This window comes from Lactobacillus sp., from assembly GCF_014803895.1.
This window is the reverse complement of sequence record NZ_JAAVAU010000011.1, coordinates 1-17,098: the sequence shown is the minus strand read 5'-3', so window position 1 is coordinate 17,098 and position 17,098 is coordinate 1. Positions and strand designations below refer to the sequence as shown.

The following is a 17,098-nucleotide window of genomic DNA, read 5'->3' as shown; positions in this document are numbered from 1 at the left end:
GGGAGAGAGATCTTGCTTTCAAAAGAAGATAAAGAAAAGTTTATGAAGCTTGCATTTTCGCAAGCTAAAAAAGCAGAAAAACAAGGAGAAGTCCCTATCGGTGCTATCGTGGTAAATTCCAATGGTGAAGTAATTGGAGAGGGTTATAATAGAAGAGAACTTGATGAGGATAGTACTCAACATGCTGAAATGATTGCTATTCGACAAGCTTGTCAAAATTTAGGATCCTGGCGTTTGATTGATTGTAGTTTATTTGTGACGCTTGAACCTTGTCCTATGTGTGCAGGTGCGATTATTAATTCACGAATTAAAGACATTTACTATGGAGCCTTTGATCCTAAAGCGGGTGCAGCGGGAAGTGTAGTTGATTTGTTTAAAGTTGAAAAATTTAATCATCATCCCCAAGTTTTTGGTGGATTATATCAACCTCAAGCTGCTCAAATGCTTAAAGATTTTTTTCGACAGATTAGAAAAAAACAAAAGGAAACTAATCGTAATTAATGGTGGAAAATTTTAAAAAAATACGTTATTATAGTTTATGGGCAATGTTCAACTGCTGAATTGTGTCAGGACCGGAAGGTAGCAGCACTAAGGTTGTTTGGGCATGTGCCTTTTTTTGAGACATTTAACATGCTCTTAACTCTTTTAAAGAGTTAGGAGCTTTTTTATTCAGAAAGAAAGTAAGGAGTACAAATGGCTTATCAAGCGCTGTATCGCAAATGGCGACCACGTTCGTTTGATTCAGTGGTTGGACAGACTGCGATAACTGATACATTAAAAAATGCCATCAAGCGAGGTAAAATTTCGCATGCTTTCTTGTTTGCCGGACCAAGAGGTACTGGAAAGACTTCATGTGCTAAAATTTTTGCCAAGGCTCTTAATTGTACTAATTTGCAAGATGGTGAACCATGCAATGAGTGTGAAAATTGTCTTGCTGCTGATAAGGGTGCTATGAGCGATATTATTGAAATTGACGCTGCTTCAAATAATGGAGTTGATGAAATTCGAGAAATTCGCGATAAAGTTAAATATGCACCAACTCAAGGAAAATATAAGGTTTATATCATTGACGAAGTTCATATGCTTTCCATGGGAGCCTTTAATGCGTTGCTTAAAACATTAGAGGAGCCGCCTGAGCATGTGGTATTTATTTTGGCAACTACTGAACTCCAAAAAGTTCCAGCAACAATTATTTCGAGAACACAACGTTATAATTTTAAGCGAATTGATCAACAAGACTTAATTGCCAGAATGGAATATATTTTAAATCAAGAAAAAATTAATTATGATTCCAAGGCTTTAAAGGTGATTGCACAGGTTGCAGATGGCGGAATGCGGGATAGCTTAAGCATTTTGGATCAAATTTTGTCATATGATCAAGACAGTGTAAAGTATAAAGATGCTTTAGAAATTACTAGTTTTGCTGACCAAGAAAAAATAGAAAAGTTATTTTTAAGCTTAAATCAACAAGCCACGGAAAGTTCTTTATCTCAAGTTAAAGACCTACTTAACAATGGCGCTAGTAGTAAGAATATCTTAGATGAATTGATTCGACTAAGTGTTCAAGCGATGCTTGCAATTAAGGGCAATAAGCAAAATACATTTTTACTTGAAAATTATGTTGAAGAATTAAAAAAATTGCCTAGTGATAATTTTTTGAGATTAGTTAAGTTAGCTAACCAAGCAATTAATGATTTACGTTTCACTAATCAGCAAGAGATTCCGCTTGATGTATTTGTAGTGCAAATGACTAAAGAAATTGCACCAAACCAGTTATCGTCTAACCAGCAAGTTACTACGCCACATAAGGCTGAAATAGATAGTTTAAAAAATAAACTTGCTTTACTTGAAGAGAAAATAGCTAAGTTAGTAATAAATTCATCTAAGTCGGTTGCTTCGAGCGAGAATTTTTCTGGTAAAATTGAACAGACTACTGTTTCTCAAAAGCCAGTATCTGTTGCTAAGAGTAGTCAAAAACCAAAAACACCTAAGGCTAAAATAAAAAATAATGTAGCCAAAGAGAATAATCGACGTCAGGTTTATCATGTTTTGGAAAATGCTACTAGTGCTGATATTTCTGTGATTAAAGATACTTGGGGCGACGTTGTATCTACGTTTAGTGTATCTCAAAAGGCTTTACTTGATATTTTGACGCCAGTAGCAGCTAGTGCTGATCAGGTAGTGTTAAGCTGTAAGTATGAATTATGGTTTGAAAAAGCTACTACTAATAATCAGTTCTTGGAAACATTAGAAGCTCAAATTGCTAAGATGACTAAGCATAATTATGGTATTGTTTTAGTACCGGCTGATTCTTGGCAACAAGTAAGAAGTGATTTTGTACAAAGTCATAAACAAGAATTACTTGCTAAGAAGATTAAAAAATTGAGTCAAGAAACTCAACAAGAATCTGATGCTTCTAAGGTAAACGAAGAAAATAAAAAAGAAATAATTGGTAAAGCTCAAGAACTTTTTGGTGATTTAGCACATATCAAAGATTAGAATAGAAACTATAAGTAAAAATAAAGGAGATATTATTATGGGTAAAAGACCTAATTTTGGTGGCATGGGTAACATGGGAAACATGCAAAATTTAATCAAGCAAGCTAAAAAAATGCAAAAACAAATGGCTGAAGAACAAGCTAATTTATCTACTAAGGAATTTGTGGGTAAATCAGTTGATGATTTGGTTGTAGCTACTTTTAGTGGTGATCGTAAGTTAAAAGATATTAAAATCGCTGCTGAAGCTATTGATCCAGATGATCCAGATATGCTTCAAGATTTAGTTATTGATGCAGTTAATAAAGGGATTAAAGAAGTTGAAGATGCAACTCAAGCATCAATGGGTAAATATACTAAGGGCTTGATGTAACAATGCAATATCCATTACCAATTGCACGTTTGATTGAAAGTTACATGAAATTACCAGGTATTGGTGAAAAAACTGCAACTCGTTTAGCTTTTTATACTTTGGATATGCCTAAAGCTGATGTAGAAGACTTTTCTAAGTCCTTACTGCAAATTAAAGAAGATATTCATTATTGTTCTATTTGCGGAAATATTACTGAAAGTGATCCGTGTGTAATTTGTCGTGATCCTAATCGTGATCAATCAACAATTATGGTAGTTGAACAGGCTAAAGATGTCATGGCATTTGAAGAAATGGGTGAATATAACGGTTTATATCACGTTTTACATGGTGTATTGTCACCTATGGATGGCGTGGGACCAGAAGAAGTAAATATCAAAAGTTTGATTACTCGTCTTCAAAAAAATGATGATATTAAAGAAGTAATTTTAGCACTTAATTCAACTTCTGAGGGTGAAGCAACTGCGATGTATATTGGCAAATTGATTAAACCAGCTGGTATCAAAGTAACACGGTTAGCAGCTGGTTTAGCAGTTGGTAGTGATATTGAATATGCCAACTCAATTACATTGAAACGTGCTGTTCAAGGGAGAACAAGTCTATGATTGGAAAAAAGCATCATGTAAAAGAAGAAGGCGACGAGAAATTATTAAAAGTAATTTCAAATCTTCAACATCAACTAGTAGTTCAAAAAACTTTTGCATCAACTACTTTAGATTTATCCAATGAAAATCGAATTGCAGATCAAATTTTACATGCGAAATATAATTTTTTATATGAAGAAGCTAGACGGCGCCATGCTAAATCTAACAATCCATATAGTGTAATTACAAAATAAGTTGTGGTCCATGTTATCATGGACCTTTTTTGTTAGTTAAAGTAAAATTCAGAGTAGGGAGGAAATTATGAAAGGATATTTAATTACTTTTGAGGGACCAGATGGCGCAGGGAAAACTACTGTTTTACACGAAGTTATTAAAAAAATTGGTTCACAATTAAAACAACCATACATTATTACGCGTGAACCGGGTGGTTCTAAAATTTCTGAAAATATTAGACAGATTATTCTTAATCCTATAAATAAAGAAATGGATGACAAGACTGAAGCGCTTCTTTATGCTGCTTCTCGAAGTCAACATATAAGTGAGATTATGGAGCCAGCTTTGAAAGAAGGAAAAATTATTTTTTCAGATCGTTTTGTCGATAGCTCACTTGCTTACCAAGGAAAAGGGCGTGGATTAGGCATTGACGAAGTTAAAAAAATAAATGATTTTGCAACAAGCTATTTAGAGCCTGATTTAACGTTATTTTTAGATATTGATCCGGCAGAAGGTTTAACTAGAATTAAGAGGCTTAGACCTGACCAAGAGGACCGTTTAGAGCAAGAGAAACTAGAATTTCATCAAAAGGTTTATGAGGGATACAAAGAAATTGAAAAGATGTATCCTGAGAGAGTAAAAAATATTGATGCAAGTGTCTCATTATCAGAAGTAGTAGCACAAAGTGTTAAAATGATAAAAAGGCAGTTACCAGAAATATTTAAGTAAGGACTTGAAATTATGAAATTAATACTTGCCGTAGTTCAAGATAAAGATGCAGCTACTTTATCCAGAAAATTCATTGAAAAGGATATTCGTGCTACCAAACTTGCGACTAGTGGTGGCTTTTTAAAAGCTGGAAATACCACTTTTATTATTGGGGTTGAGGATAATCGCGTTAGTGAAGTGATGGATGTTATCAAAGAAAGTTCACATACTCGTGAACAATTTGTCTCACCGAATGTTTCTTCCAATGGTTCTTCTATGCTTTCAAAACCAGTTAAAGTTACAGTTGGTGGGGCAACAGTATTCGTATTACCGGTTGAGGAATTTAAGCACTTTTAATGATTAATTTAGAAAATATTGGTAAAAAACAAACTAACATTTTAAAAGACGCATATAATAATGATAAAATTGCTCATTCTTATCTTTTTGTTGATCCTATGCAAGAAAAAGGGCTGGCGACAGCATATTGGTTAGCATGTTTATTTAACTGTACTGGTGAAAATAAACCAGATGGAACCTGTAATCAATGCCAGCGTATTCTTACCGGTAATCATCCTGATGTTTTTTTGGTAAAATTAGAAGGAAAGCAAACTTTATCTATTGATCAGGTCCGTCCGTTAAAAGAAGAGTTATCTAAAAGTCCTGTAGAAGGTACACGACGTTTTTTCTTTATTGAAAATGCAGAAAAGTTAACTTTAGCAGCTAATAATGCACTTTTAAATTTATTGGAAGAACCTGTCGCCCCAGTGGTAACGATTTTAATTACAAATAATGCTAATCAAATTTTGCCAACAGTTCGTTCTCGAACTCAAATAATTAATTTTTACGATGAAGAAGAAAGTAGTCGGCGAGGTCAATTATTAGAATTCGGTTTAAGTACAGAGGAAATTGAAGATTTAGGCGATACCAGTAATTTAGAACAAGAGTGTAAGTATCTGTATCAAGAGTTATTTGAAAATAACGATTTAGCAATTGTACGAGCTCATAAGCTAGCAGGCTTAACTAATAAACCAAATAGTCAAAAGTTTGTCTTTTATCAATTAAAACAATTTGCGTTAGATAATATAAATAAATACATTGATTTTGAAAAAAATGCACAACTGTTACAATTATTGATGGATTGTGACAAAATGCGGGCAAATAATGTTAATTTTCATAATTGCCTAGATTATTTAGTGTTGAAGTTTGAATGGTAGAGGTGCTAAAATTGGATCCTTTTTCACAGTTATCGCAGTTGCATCAAAGCTTAGAAGAAATGGCCCAAACTGTTGCTGGTTTGGAAAATGATATGCTTGATGTTTTAAAAGAAAATACAGAATTAAAAGTTGAAAATCAACTGCTACGTGACAAGTTAAGTAAGATGGACAAGACTAAAACACCAGTAGAGGGAAAATCTCAATCTGGTTTAAAGTCATTAAAAGACATTTATAATACTGGCTTCCATATTTGTAATCCATATTATGGGTCACATAGAGAAGCTGGCGAAGATTGTATGTTTTGTTTAGATATCTTAGATAACTTTGTAAATCCAGTTCCCAAACCTCATAAAGGAAAAAAAGATGCGTAGACAAAGTAGTTTTAAAAATAATGATGTTGGTACACTTTATTTAGTGCCAACACCAATTGGTAATTTAGAAGATATTACATTAAGAGCTAAAAGAATTTTGACCGAAGCTGACTATATTGCGGCAGAGGATACGAGAACTAGTGGGATTCTATTAGAAAAGATTGGTGTTCACAATCGGATGATTTCTTTTCATAAGTATAATTCTAAAGAACGAGCACCAGAATTAATTAAATTACTTAAAGAAGGAAAGACAATTGCGGAAATCTCTGATGCAGGTATGCCAGTAATTTCTGATCCAGGTTACGTTTTAGTTCAAGAATGTATCAAGAATGATATCCCAGTTGTTTCATTACCAGGACCTTCAGCTTTTGCGACTGCGTTAATTGCTTCAGGTTTTGATGCGCAACCTTTTACTTATTGGGGCTTTGTTCCTAGAAAAGCTAGTGAACAACTTCCATATTTTGAAAAAATGAATGCTTTTCGTGGTACTTCAATTTTTTATGAAGCTCCTCATCGTTTAAAGAAGACTTTAAAAAATTTAGCAACTATTTTAGAACCAGATCGTCAGATTACTTTGGCTAGAGAGTTAACTAAAATTCATGAAGAATATATTCGAGGAAGTATTAGTGAAATTAATGAATATTTTACGGACAATGAGCCTCGTGGGGAATTTGTGGTATTAGTATCACCAAATACAACAGAAGAAGCGCAGCTTTCTTGGGAAGAATTAGTTAATAAAGTTTCTCAGCTAGTGGATGAAGGTAAATCAAAAAAGGATGCCATTAAGCAAGTAGCTAAAGAAAACAGTGTTTCTAAGAATGAACTATATGATAAGTATCATCAAGGATAAAAGATGGAAGTTTTTAAACAAGAACAAGTAATTGATTACGGTGATTGTGATGAACAGGGACGGTTAGAGTTACCATTTTTGATTGAATACATGATGGAAGTTTCTAATATACAACTGTCTAAAGGTCATGCTGGAATTAATGACTTAATGAAGAATAATTTAGGTTGGGTAGTATTGGACTATAACTTTACTATTGAGCGTTTGCCTAAAGCGCGAGAAAAAGTTTACTTCACTACTAAAGCGAGTGGATATAACCGCTTCTTTGTTTATCGTGATTTTGCGGTTGAAGATGAAAGTGGTCATAAAATTATCGAAGTTAAGAGTCAATGGGTTATTTTAAATCTCACTACTAGAAAAGTGACAGTACCCGATCCTGAGTTAATGAAGCGATTTAATAATCCTGAATTAAATAAACTGCCGCGATTTAAAAAAGCGCGACCATTAAAAGAATGGGATAACGGTCAACCTTATCGCGTGAGATATTATGACTTAGATACGAATCATCATTTGACTAATAGTCGTTATTTTGACTGGATGATTGATGTATTACCTAGAGATTTTTTAAACACACATGAACCGTTTTCTTTAAATATTACTTTTAAAAAAGAAGTAAAATATAGACAAGAAGCACAATCTTTAGTAAAAATAGATATAGAAGAGCTAACTACTAATCATGAAATAAAAAATGGTGATGATGTAGCTGCTTTAGCCAAAATTGTTTGGCGCAAGAAATAAGCATGACCCAATAAGTCATGCTTTTTTGGGAGGGATGACTTTGAAGGTGAATACTAAACAAAAAACATTAAAAGAATTAGTATTATTAGGCTTATTAGTAGCAATAAACATTATTTTACAAAAAATTTCATTTGGACCAGCAATGGTAAATGTTGGCCTTGGATTTATCGGTAATATTATGTTGGGATATTATTTTGGTCCTTTTTGGGGAGGAATTGGTGGTCTGTTAACTGATTTGTTAACATCTGCTCTTTTTGGTTTCCAGGGAGGATTTTTCCCAGGCTTTACTTTATCGGCGATTGTTGGAGTAGTAATTTATGGCTTTTTCTTATATCAAAAGCCCGTTAAATTATGGCGTATTGCAGTAGCTACTATTTTGGTAACTATAATTGTAAATATTGTTATGAATACTTATTGGTTACATATTTTATATGGCGTTAACTTGAAAGCTGCTTTTACCCAAAGAATTTTAAAAGAATTGATAGTACCTTGGATTCAAATAATCGTTGGCTATGCAGTTTTAAATGCTTTACAGCGTGTTAAAATAAGAAAGTAATTTAAATTAATGGTTTAATTGATAAATGAGGAGACTCACTTGAAAATATTGAGTATAACAACTGCAACTAATCATTTAAGTGTTGCTTTAAGTGATGATAAAAATATTATTGCAGAAAAGAATGAAGTAGATCAACGTAATCATAGTGAACATTTAGATCCCTTAATTAGTGAAATTTTAAAGGAGAATAATGTAACTTTAAATGATATTGACCGTTTTGCAGTAGCGCAAGGACCTGGATCATATACTGGGTTAAGAATTGGAATCACTACTGCCAAGATGTTTTCTTCAATTTTAAATAAAGAATTGGTGGGTATTTCTACTCTTGCTGCTTTAGCTGAAGGAGTAGAAGATAAAGACAGTGTAATTATTGCGGAAATCGATGCTAGAAATAATAATTTCTTTGCTGGTGCCTATGTAAAAAATGATATTGGGGTAGAAAATATTGTAGCAGATGGCCACTATCACATTGATGATTTGCTTAATAAAGTAAAAAAAGTCGCTGATAATAAAAAAATTATCTTTGTTGGTAGTGATATGAGTAAGTATCAAGATCAAATTAAAGAAATTTGGCCCGATATTCAATATACACAAGCCTTAGGAGATGTAAATCAAGTACATGCAGCAAATATTGGCTTATTAGCACTTGATGCAAGCGTAGTTGATCCAGATAAAATGGTGCCAAAGTATTTACGTCGTACACAGGCAGAATTAGATTGGCATAAGAAGACAGGTAAAGCGTATGGTCCGGATAGTGACTATGTGGAAGAAGTTTAATAATTTTTTGCATCCGGTAGAGTTAGATTTAAGTTTTAAAGATTTTACCTTTACAGTTAATAATTATGTGTTAAAGGTAATGCAAGCTAATGAAGCTCATATTAGTGACTTACTTGCCTTAGAAAAAGAAGTCTATTATGGCAAGATACCCTGGGATGCAAAGACTTTTCAGTCAGAATTAAGTAAGCAGAATACGATTTATTTAGTAGTTTATAATGGGGCTGGATTAGTAGCATTTGCAGGGATGCGGATGCAAGCTCAAGAAGGTCATATTACAAATATTGCAGTAAAGCCTACTTTTCAACGATTAGGTATAGGAACCTATTTATTAAAAATATTGACCGATTTGGCGTATAAGAATCGCGCGGTTCAAATGACATTAGAAGTTAAAACTGATAATTATCAAGCGCAGAGTGTTTATCGCAGGTTCGGCTTTACACCTAATTTTATAAGAAAAAATTATTATATTTCTGAACATGCTGATGCTTTAAGTATGATAAAAAGAATAACAGATGAAGAACAGGAAGAAGTAAATTGACAAAAAAGGATGTACGTATCTTAGCTTTTGAAAGTTCATGTGATGAAACTTCAACTGCCGTAATTAAAAATGGTCGTGAAATTGAAAGCTTAATAGTTGCGACTCAAATTAAAAGTCATCAACGTTTTGGAGGAGTTGTACCAGAAGTTGCTAGTCGTCACCATATTGAAGTAATCACTCAAATTACTAAAGAAGCTTTGGCTGAAGCACATGCTACTTGGGATGATATTGATGCTATTGCGGTAACTTATGGTCCGGGTCTTGTTGGGGCACTTTTAATCGGTGTCAGTGCTGCTAAAGCGGCTTCCATGGCAACTGGAATTCCTTTGATTGGCGTTGATCATATTATGGGGCATATTATGGCGGCTCAATTAAAGGATGAAATTGAATATCCTGCAATGGCACTTCAGGTTTCTGGAGGTCATACTGAAATTGTTTTAATGAAGGATCCAATTCATTTTGAAATTATTGGTGATACTCGTGATGATGCAGCTGGCGAAGCATATGATAAAATTGGTCGAGTATTAGGTGTAAATTATCCAGCAGGAAAAACTATTGATGAATGGGCTCATAAGGGGAAAGACACGTTCCATTTTCCACGTGCTATGATGGAAGATGATGATTACGATTTTTCATTTTCTGGATTAAAGAGTGCATTTATTAATACTTGTCACCATGCCGATCAAATTCATGAAAAATTAGATAAGTATGATTTAGCTGCAAGTTTTCAAGCTTCTGTAGTTGATGTCCTATCATATAAGACGATTCGAGCTATTAAGGAATATAAGCCGAAAACGTTCATTTTAGGTGGTGGTGTTGCAGCTAACCATGGTTTACGTGAACGATTAAATGAAGAAATTGAAAAATTACCAGCAGATGTTAAGCCTAAAGTGATTTTGCCAGATTTAAAACTTTGTGGTGATAATGCTGCAATGATTGGTGCTGCTGCTTATAATTTATATAATGCCGGTAAGTTTAGTGATGAACATTTGAATGCTGATCCATCATTAGAACTGCCATATGCAGATAGAATGTTAAATTAAAAATAATTTTAAATACAGACAAAAAAATCTCTAGAAGATCCAATTAAAAGGAAATTCTAGAGATTTTTTATTTCATCGATTATTATTTATCACCATCTAAAATTGAAGATTTTACGATGACATAGTCAACTAAGCGAATTGAGTTGAGGTCGCGACCACCAGCATAGGAGATTGAAGATTGTAAATCTTCTTGCATTTCACGCAGGGTATCTTTGATAGAGCCACGGAATGGTACCAGCATTTGCTTACCTTCAACGTTCTTGTAAGCACCTTTTTGAACTTCAGAAGCTGATCCCCAATATTGCTTATAACTCTTACCATCAATATCAATTACGTGACCAGGTGATTCTTCGTGACCAGCAAGAAGTGAGCCAATCATGACCATGGAAGCGCCAAAACGAACGGATTTAGCAATATCACCGTTATGACGGATACCACCATCTGCAATTAAAGGTTTGCTTGCTGCCTTGGAACACATTCTTAAGGCGGCTAATTGCCAACCACCAGTACCAAAACCGGTTTTTAATTTAGTGATACATGCACGTCCTGGGCCGACGCCGACTTTAGTTGCATCAGCGCCAGCATTTTCTAATTCACGAACGGCCTCAGGAGTAGCGATATTACCAGCAGTAACAAAGGAGTCTGGTAATTTATCTTTGATGTAGCGGATCATCTTGATTACATAGTCAGAATGACCATGGGCAACATCGATTGTGATGTATTCGGGAACTAAGTTTTCTTTAACTAAAGAATCGATGAAGTCATATTCTTCGTCCTTAATACCAACGGAAATTGATGCGAATAATCCTTTTTCATGCATCATTCTGACAAAATCAGCTCTTTTTTCTGGTTGAAAACGATGCATTACATAGTAGTAATCATTTTCTGCTAACCAAACAGCCAGTTTGTCATCGATAACACTGTCCATATTGGCAGGAACAACTGGTATCTTGAATGTTCGGTTTCCAAACTTAACACTAGTATCAGCTTCCTTACGGCTCTTGATAATACATTTATTAGGAACTAATTGGATATCATCATAATCAAAGGCTTCCATACTAAAATAGTTACTCACAAATCTTACCTCGCTATTTCTTATTGACAGCTACTAATATACGGACTTTTTGGGAAATGTCAAGCTAAAATCAGAATAATATGAAAAACGATATTTAAAAATGTTCGGAAAAATATTGACTATCAGAAAAACTATTGTTAAACTAAATGTCGGTTTTAAGATATTGAATAATTTTTTATGAGGTGAACTTAAATGACAGCAGTTGCAGTTGTAGGTAGCCAATGGGGCGACGAAGGTAAAGGCAAAATTACAGACTTCTTAAGTAAGGATGCGACAATGGCCGTTCGTTCTAATGGTGGGAACAACGCAGGCCATACAATTGAAATTGATGGTAAAGACTTCAAGATGCGCTTAATTCCATCTGGAATTTTTGCAGCAAGTAAGGGTGCTGTAATTGGTAATGGTGTTGTTATCAATCCAGAAGTTATGTTTGAAGAACTTGATAATCTTGAAAAGAATAATATTGATATTAGTAAGTTAAGAATTTCTAACCGTGCACATGTCATTATGCCTTATGATATCAAGCAAGATGAATACCAGGAAGAATCTAAGGTAGCTAATAAGATTGGGACAACTAAGAATGGTATCGGACCAACTTATATGGATAAAGCTTCAAGAATTGGTATTAGAGTTTGTGATTTATTAGAGAAAGATACGTTTGAAGAAAAGCTTCGTGCTAACTTAGAAGTAAAAAATAAGTTATTTACTGAAGTTTATGGCAAACCTGCTCTTAAATTTGAAGATATTTTTGACAAGTATTATGAATATGGTCAAAAGATGAAAAAGTATGTAACTGATACTTCAGTTTTAGTTAATGATGCTTTAGATGATGGAGAAAAGGTTCTCTTTGAAGGTGCTCAAGGTACAATGCTTGATATTGATGAAGGAACATACCCATTCGTTACCTCATCAAATACTATCTCGGGTGGAATCGCTTCGGGTATTGGTATAGGAGCTAATCGTTTAAATACTGTTATCGGTGTCTGCAAAGCTTATACTACTCGTGTTGGTGCAGGACCATTTCCAACAGAATTAAATGATGAAATTGGTGATCGCATTCGTGAAACTGCTCATGAATATGGTACTGTAACGGGACGTCCAAGAAGAGTTGGTTGGTTTGATTCAGTTGCTCTTCGTCACGCTAAGCGTGTCTCAGGGATGACGGGTTTAAGTTTGAACTTACTTGATATTTTTTCTGGTTTTGACACAGTGAAAATTGCGACAGCTTATAAACTTGACAGTAAAGAAATTGATTACTACCCAGCAAGTTTAAAGGAATTAGACAGATGTGAACCTGTTTATGAAGAACTACCAGCTTGGGAAGAAGATATTACTAATATCAGAAATTATGAAGATCTTCCTGAAAATGCCAAGAAGTTCTTGAAGAGAATTGAAGAAGTTACTGGTTTACCATTGGTAACTGTCTCCGTAGGTCCAGATCGTGAACAAACTATTGTATTAAAGAATCCATGGGAAATGTAAATTTATGTTAGAACGCTATACTCGTCCAGAAATGGGCAAAGTTTGGACAGATGAGAATAGATACGAAGCTTGGCTCCAGGTTGAAATTGCTGCGACCAATGCTTGGGCAGAATTAGGTGAAGTCCCAGTCGAAGATGCTAAAAAAATCGCTAAAAATGCTTCTTTTACTGCTGAGAGAGTTGCCGAGCTTGAAGCAATTACCCACCACGATGTGGTTGCTTTTACGCGGACAGTTTCTGAAAGTTTAGGTGATGAAAAGAAGTGGGTACACTTTGGCTTAACTTCGACTGACGTGGTTGATACTGCGCAAGGTGTGTTACTTAAACAGGCTGATGATATCATCAGAAAAGATTTGGCTGAACTTAAAAAGACCATTGCTGAAAAAGCTTTAAAATACAAAAATACGGTTATGATGGGTCGCACTCATGGTGTTCAAGCTGAACCAACTACTTTTGGTCTTAAGCTAGCTCGTTGGTATGCTGAAATCAATCGTGATATTGAAAGATTTGAACATGCAGCTAAAGGTGTTGAGTCTGGTAAGATTTCCGGTGCAGTAGGAACTTTTGCCAATGTGCCCCCTGAAGTTGAAACTAGTGTTTTAAAGCAACTGGGCTTAACGCAACAACCAATCACATCACAAGTGTTACCAAGAGACCTACATGCAGAATATATCGCGATGCTTGCCTTAATTGCGACTAGTATTGAAAACTGGGCAACTGAAATTCGTTCGCTTCAACGTAGTGAAATCCATGAAGTTGAAGAACACTTCCGGGCTGGTCAAAAAGGTTCTTCTGCAATGCCGCACAAGCGCAATCCAATTGGTTCAGAGAACTTATGTGGTATGGCTCGTGTGGTACGTGGTCATGTAGTAACTGCCTATGAGAATGTAGCTTTGTGGCATGAACGTGACATCTCTCATTCAAGTGCAGAGCGGGTGATTTTGCCAGATACAACCATTGCAATTGACTATATGCTCAATCGCTTCAATCGTATTTTGAAGAATTTAGATGTTTTCCCAGAGACAATGCTCAAGAATATGGACCGGACTTATGGCTTAATTTATTCACAAAGAGTGCTTTTGAATTTGATCGATGAAGCAGGCCTTTCACGTGAAAAAGCTTATGATATGGTACAAAAATTAACGGCAAAATCTTGGAACGAACAAAAACAATTTAAGCCACTTGTCGAAAATAGTGAAATTATGGATTATCTTTCTCAAGAAGATATCGATGATGCTTTTGATTATCATTATCACTTGAAACATGTCGATGATATCTTTAAGAAGTGTGGCTTGGAATAAAATTTATAAAAATGTAGTTATGTTGTAACTCTAAATTACAATGTAACTACATTTTTTTTGTGCTTTATTTTGATGGATTTGAAGTAAAAGTATACGAATTTGAAGTTCTCATTTATTAATTTCTATTGAGTTTATGATATTTGTAGTCAAGTGATTGGAGGAAATGAAATTATGGTTTATATTTCAATTATTTCACTGTTAGTGGTGATAGTATTGCTAATTTTAAATAATAAAATTAGTAGAAATGTATCTAAATATGGAAGTTATATTTTGGGGTTGATTACTGTACTTAATTTAATACGGTTGATAGTAACCCGTGAATATTGGGATTTAGCTATGTATGCAGGCGTAATTATTCCTTTGATTACAGGACTAATTTTGTTTGGGATTTATAGATTGAAATTAAAAAGATGAATAATTGAATAAAAGAGACGGGAAGGTATTTCTGTCTATTTTGCTTGTTTTTAAAATATGGTAGCCTAGGGATACTTAATGTGTGGGAGTATTATGAAAATGATCAATATATTTGATGCAGGATTGTTTGTAATAGCTATAATCTATAGACTGATATTGTTTTCTATGTTCAATGATATAAATTTTTTCGCTAAAAAGAATATATTCTTTAATGCAGCATTAATTATACTAACGTGTTTAATTAGATTAATCAGAGTTAACTTAAGTACTGCATTAAGTATGCTTTTTATGGTAGGAGCAGTAGTATGTTTTTACGGTAAAAAAGAGGGATATAGTAATAGTTTGTGTACGATTTTATTAGCAGATTTAGTTACTTATTTCTTGGATTTATTATGGGGAATAATAGGACATTTTATCCCAAATTTAATTTTATTTTATGTTCCATTGACTTTATTATATTTTGTAATATTTTACTTTTTACTAAAGAAGCTAAATATAAAATACTTGCTTAATTCCGAATCTAATCAAGCTCTTTTAGGAACAATACTCTATTCAGAAATTGCATTGCATTTAATTGGCTTGCTATATATTAATCCTGTAGATGGTAAAGTGAACATCTTATTTGTGGGAATTTTATTATTTGGGCAGCTTTTGTTTATGCTGTATCTATTAATATTTCAAAATAAAATACAACAAGCTAAGCTGCTTAAAGAAAAACAGGCGTATTTAACTAACTATATTAAAAACTTAGAGTATAACGAAGAGAAATTAAGAAGATTTGAGCATGACTATAAAAACATGCTTAATAGTTTGAAAATTTCAGCTAGTGAAGAAAATAGTAAGGAACTGCTAGCAAAGTTAGATATGTACTCACAAAATGAGTTTAATACTAATTCTTTATGGAAATTTCATGATTTAGCAAGAGTAAATGATCCAGTTCTAAAGAGTATTTTGATCAATAAGATAAATAAAGCTGATAGTTTAAATATACCTTGTACTTTTGAATGTGTAAGAGTAATAGAAAAGGTAAATAACATAAATATTTTTGATTTAAGTAGAATTATTGGGATAGTATTTGATAATGCAATTGAGGCTAGCCAGAATGATTCTTCACCACAGATAAAGGTTTTTCTATATAAAGATAAAAAAGAATTAAGTTTTTTGATAGCCAATCATATTTCAGGAAAAGTTGATTTAAATAAAATTACTAAAAGGGGTTATACAAGCAAACATAATCATAGAGGATATGGTTTATCAAATATTGAAAAAATAAGTAAAAAGTATCCTGAGATGTTTATCAGGTATGAGATAAAAGAAGATTATTTTGTTTTTAAAGTGGAATTGGAAAATATTGAAGATTAATAATATTTATCTATGTGAAGACGATAAAGCTCAAGCAACTTATATAGAAAGACTGATTAAAACAGCATCAATTATCGAAAGCGATGAGCAGAACACTTATAAACTTGTATTTACGAGTAATTCTTACACTGAAATGATGAATCATATTCAAAATAATGATATTACTAGAGGTATATATTTTTTAGATATTGAATTGGGAGATAAATCCAATGGCATAGATTTAGCAGATGAGGTAAAGCAGCGTGATTTGGCTGCTCAAATAATATTTATAACTAGTCATAGTGAAATGGCGGTGACAACATTTGAACGCCAAATTGGAGCACTAGACTACATTATGAAGATGGACTCTGAAGAAAGTCTTCAAAAGAGAATTACAAATGATTTGAGAAGAGCAAGTCAAAAAATTAGGGAATTAGAGACAACGGAAGAAAGAATGTTCACTTACCAGGTCGGTAGTAGTTTTTATCGTATTCCCAAAAGTAGTATTTATTACTTTTCTACAACTCTTTTTCCTCATCGTTTAAAGATAGTTTCTGCTGGTGAAATTGCAGAATTTACGGGGGATATAAAAAATATTGAAGCTAGACTGGACGGATTCATAAAAGCGTCACAGTCTTATTTAGTGAACCCGGTAAATATAAAAGAAATTAATTCTAAAAGCCGAGTAATTTTGCTTAATAATGGGGATGAAATTAAATATTCATTTAGTGCAGTAAGAAGAATAAATAAACTAAAAAAGGAGTTAAAAAAATAAATTTGATTTTTTGTAAAAAAAGCTTGCATTTTTCTTTAGTAATCTGTATTATAAATAAATGTGTTAAGGATAAATCAAATATGACCCGTTGGTCAAGTGGTTAAGACACCGCCCTTTCACGGCGGTAACATGGGTTCAAATCCCGTACGGGTCACACTTTGGAGGATTAGCTCAGCTGGGAGAGCATCTGCCTTACAAGCAGGAGGTCACAGGTTCGAACCCTGTATCCTCCATA

21 protein-coding genes, 2 tRNA genes and 1 other RNA gene are annotated in these 17,098 nt (G+C 33.7%); 23 read left to right on the top strand and 1 reads right to left on the bottom strand.

What is annotated here, in order from left to right; all coding sequences use genetic code 11:
- The first annotated feature begins 12 nt into the window (after window positions 1-12).
- From tadA to tsaD, 16 genes are all read left to right on the top strand, one after another.
- Window positions 13-501: a tRNA adenosine(34) deaminase TadA gene (gene tadA / locus HDR40_RS04145; RefSeq protein ID WP_290626774.1), complete on the top strand. Its 489-nt coding sequence runs from the start codon at window positions 13-15 to the stop codon at window positions 499-501.
- 30 nt (window positions 502-531) lie between these two features.
- An RNA gene (gene ffs / locus HDR40_RS04140) (signal recognition particle sRNA small type) lies at window positions 532-629 on the top strand.
- A 64-nt stretch (window positions 630-693) separates the two neighbouring features.
- Window positions 694-2,499 carry a DNA polymerase III subunit gamma/tau gene (gene dnaX, locus HDR40_RS04135; RefSeq protein ID WP_290626773.1) on the top strand — a complete coding sequence of 602 codons (1,806 nt, stop codon included), beginning with the start codon at window positions 694-696 and terminating at the stop codon, window positions 2,497-2,499.
- 37 nt (window positions 2,500-2,536) lie between these two features.
- Window positions 2,537-2,869, top strand: a complete 333-nt coding sequence (locus tag HDR40_RS04130; RefSeq protein WP_290626772.1) for a YbaB/EbfC family nucleoid-associated protein — start codon at window positions 2,537-2,539, stop codon at window positions 2,867-2,869.
- A gap of 2 nt (window positions 2,870-2,871) precedes the next feature.
- The gene (recR, locus tag HDR40_RS04125; RefSeq protein WP_290626771.1) at window positions 2,872-3,471 is read left to right on the top strand and encodes a recombination mediator RecR; all 600 of its coding nucleotides are present in this window, start codon (window positions 2,872-2,874) and stop codon (window positions 3,469-3,471) included.
- The gene (locus tag HDR40_RS04120) at window positions 3,468-3,704 is read left to right on the top strand and encodes a YaaL family protein (RefSeq protein ID WP_290626770.1); all 237 of its coding nucleotides are present in this window, start codon (window positions 3,468-3,470) and stop codon (window positions 3,702-3,704) included. Before recR ends, HDR40_RS04120 begins: the two co-directional genes overlap by 4 nt.
- A gap of 67 nt (window positions 3,705-3,771) precedes the next feature.
- Window positions 3,772-4,413, top strand: a complete 642-nt coding sequence (tmk, locus tag HDR40_RS04115; protein ID WP_290626769.1) for a dTMP kinase — start codon at window positions 3,772-3,774, stop codon at window positions 4,411-4,413.
- A gap of 12 nt (window positions 4,414-4,425) precedes the next feature.
- A complete protein-coding gene (locus tag HDR40_RS04110) occupies window positions 4,426-4,749 on the top strand; it encodes a cyclic-di-AMP receptor (protein WP_290626768.1) in 324 nt (107 codons plus the stop codon).
- On the top strand, window positions 4,749-5,606 hold the full coding sequence (locus HDR40_RS04105; RefSeq protein ID WP_290626767.1) for a DNA polymerase III subunit delta: 858 nt from the start codon (window positions 4,749-4,751) through the stop codon (window positions 5,604-5,606). Before HDR40_RS04110 ends, HDR40_RS04105 begins: the two co-directional genes overlap by 1 nt.
- Window positions 5,607-5,617: 11 nt before the next feature.
- The gene (gene yabA / locus HDR40_RS04100) at window positions 5,618-5,977 is read left to right on the top strand and encodes a DNA replication initiation control protein YabA (protein WP_290626766.1); all 360 of its coding nucleotides are present in this window, start codon (window positions 5,618-5,620) and stop codon (window positions 5,975-5,977) included.
- Window positions 5,970-6,827, top strand: coding sequence for a 16S rRNA (cytidine(1402)-2'-O)-methyltransferase (gene rsmI, locus HDR40_RS04095; protein ID WP_290626765.1), 858 nt, complete (start codon window positions 5,970-5,972; stop codon window positions 6,825-6,827). Before yabA ends, rsmI begins: the two co-directional genes overlap by 8 nt.
- A 3-nt stretch (window positions 6,828-6,830) precedes the next feature.
- On the top strand, window positions 6,831-7,562 hold the full coding sequence (locus HDR40_RS04090; RefSeq protein ID WP_290626764.1) for an acyl-ACP thioesterase domain-containing protein: 732 nt from the start codon (window positions 6,831-6,833) through the stop codon (window positions 7,560-7,562).
- 34 nt (window positions 7,563-7,596) lie between these two features.
- Window positions 7,597-8,118, top strand: a complete 522-nt coding sequence (locus tag HDR40_RS04085) for a folate family ECF transporter S component (protein WP_290626763.1) — start codon at window positions 7,597-7,599, stop codon at window positions 8,116-8,118.
- Window positions 8,119-8,157: 39 nt separating this feature from the next.
- On the top strand, window positions 8,158-8,895 hold the full coding sequence (gene tsaB / locus HDR40_RS04080) for a tRNA (adenosine(37)-N6)-threonylcarbamoyltransferase complex dimerization subunit type 1 TsaB (RefSeq protein WP_290626762.1): 738 nt from the start codon (window positions 8,158-8,160) through the stop codon (window positions 8,893-8,895).
- Window positions 8,879-9,433, top strand: a complete 555-nt coding sequence (gene rimI / locus HDR40_RS04075; protein WP_290626761.1) for a ribosomal protein S18-alanine N-acetyltransferase — start codon at window positions 8,879-8,881, stop codon at window positions 9,431-9,433. The genes tsaB and rimI overlap by 17 nt, the downstream gene beginning before the upstream one ends.
- Window positions 9,430-10,476, top strand: coding sequence for a tRNA (adenosine(37)-N6)-threonylcarbamoyltransferase complex transferase subunit TsaD (gene tsaD, locus HDR40_RS04070; protein ID WP_290626760.1), 1,047 nt, complete (start codon window positions 9,430-9,432; stop codon window positions 10,474-10,476). Before rimI ends, tsaD begins: the two co-directional genes overlap by 4 nt.
- A gap of 82 nt (window positions 10,477-10,558) precedes the next feature.
- Here tsaD and HDR40_RS04065 read toward each other — a convergent pair whose 3' ends face one another.
- Window positions 10,559-11,551, bottom strand: coding sequence for a GMP reductase (locus tag HDR40_RS04065; RefSeq protein ID WP_290626759.1), 993 nt, complete (start codon window positions 11,549-11,551; stop codon window positions 10,559-10,561).
- A 192-nt stretch (window positions 11,552-11,743) separates the two neighbouring features.
- Here HDR40_RS04065 and HDR40_RS04060 point away from each other — a divergent pair, with 192 nt between their 5' ends.
- The 7 genes from HDR40_RS04060 to HDR40_RS04030 all read left to right on the top strand — a co-directional run bounded on the left by HDR40_RS04060 (window position 11,744) and on the right by HDR40_RS04030 (window position 17,096).
- Window positions 11,744-13,033 (top strand): adenylosuccinate synthase, encoded by a 1,290-nt coding sequence (locus HDR40_RS04060; protein ID WP_290626758.1) that lies wholly within the window; start codon window positions 11,744-11,746, stop codon window positions 13,031-13,033.
- A 4-nt stretch (window positions 13,034-13,037) separates the two neighbouring features.
- Window positions 13,038-14,333 (top strand): adenylosuccinate lyase, encoded by a 1,296-nt coding sequence (purB, locus tag HDR40_RS04055; protein WP_290626757.1) that lies wholly within the window; start codon window positions 13,038-13,040, stop codon window positions 14,331-14,333.
- Between the two features lie 171 nt (window positions 14,334-14,504).
- Window positions 14,505-14,747 carry a hypothetical protein gene (locus tag HDR40_RS04050; protein WP_290626756.1) on the top strand — a complete coding sequence of 81 codons (243 nt, stop codon included), beginning with the start codon at window positions 14,505-14,507 and terminating at the stop codon, window positions 14,745-14,747.
- A gap of 99 nt (window positions 14,748-14,846) precedes the next feature.
- Window positions 14,847-16,109, top strand: coding sequence for a GHKL domain-containing protein (locus HDR40_RS04045; protein ID WP_290626755.1), 1,263 nt, complete (start codon window positions 14,847-14,849; stop codon window positions 16,107-16,109).
- Window positions 16,099-16,863: a LytTR family DNA-binding domain-containing protein gene (locus HDR40_RS04040; RefSeq protein WP_290626754.1), complete on the top strand. Its 765-nt coding sequence runs from the start codon at window positions 16,099-16,101 to the stop codon at window positions 16,861-16,863. The genes HDR40_RS04045 and HDR40_RS04040 overlap by 11 nt, the downstream gene beginning before the upstream one ends.
- An 82-nt stretch (window positions 16,864-16,945) precedes the next feature.
- Window positions 16,946-17,017, top strand: a tRNA-Glu gene (locus tag HDR40_RS04035).
- A gap of 6 nt (window positions 17,018-17,023) precedes the next feature.
- Window positions 17,024-17,096 (top strand) — tRNA-Val (locus tag HDR40_RS04030).
- Window positions 17,097-17,098: the final 2 nt, after the last annotated feature.

Excerpts from the sequence above, each read along its gene's own strand:
- HDR40_RS04085 (WP_290626763.1), top strand. The coding sequence starts at position 7,597 with ATGACTTTGAAGGTGAATACTAAACAAAAAACATTAAAAGAATTAGTA.
- rimI (WP_290626761.1), top strand. The coding sequence starts at position 8,879 with ATGTGGAAGAAGTTTAATAATTTTTTGCATCCGGTAGAGTTAGATTTA.
- rsmI (WP_290626765.1), top strand. The coding sequence starts at position 5,970 with ATGCGTAGACAAAGTAGTTTTAAAAATAATGATGTTGGTACACTTTAT.
- HDR40_RS04110 (WP_290626768.1), top strand. The coding sequence starts at position 4,426 with ATGAAATTAATACTTGCCGTAGTTCAAGATAAAGATGCAGCTACTTTA.
- HDR40_RS04120 (WP_290626770.1), top strand. The coding sequence starts at position 3,468 with ATGATTGGAAAAAAGCATCATGTAAAAGAAGAAGGCGACGAGAAATTA.
- HDR40_RS04090 (WP_290626764.1), top strand. The coding sequence starts at position 6,831 with ATGGAAGTTTTTAAACAAGAACAAGTAATTGATTACGGTGATTGTGAT.
- HDR40_RS04050 (WP_290626756.1), top strand. The coding sequence starts at position 14,505 with ATGGTTTATATTTCAATTATTTCACTGTTAGTGGTGATAGTATTGCTA.
- purB (WP_290626757.1), top strand. The coding sequence starts at position 13,038 with ATGTTAGAACGCTATACTCGTCCAGAAATGGGCAAAGTTTGGACAGAT.
- tmk (WP_290626769.1), top strand. The coding sequence starts at position 3,772 with ATGAAAGGATATTTAATTACTTTTGAGGGACCAGATGGCGCAGGGAAA.
- recR (WP_290626771.1), top strand. The coding sequence starts at position 2,872 with ATGCAATATCCATTACCAATTGCACGTTTGATTGAAAGTTACATGAAA.
- HDR40_RS04060 (WP_290626758.1), top strand. The coding sequence starts at position 11,744 with ATGACAGCAGTTGCAGTTGTAGGTAGCCAATGGGGCGACGAAGGTAAA.
- HDR40_RS04105 (WP_290626767.1), top strand. The coding sequence starts at position 4,749 with ATGATTAATTTAGAAAATATTGGTAAAAAACAAACTAACATTTTAAAA.
- dnaX (WP_290626773.1), top strand. The coding sequence starts at position 694 with ATGGCTTATCAAGCGCTGTATCGCAAATGGCGACCACGTTCGTTTGAT.
- HDR40_RS04130 (WP_290626772.1), top strand. The coding sequence starts at position 2,537 with ATGGGTAAAAGACCTAATTTTGGTGGCATGGGTAACATGGGAAACATG.
- HDR40_RS04045 (WP_290626755.1), top strand. The coding sequence starts at position 14,847 with ATGATCAATATATTTGATGCAGGATTGTTTGTAATAGCTATAATCTAT.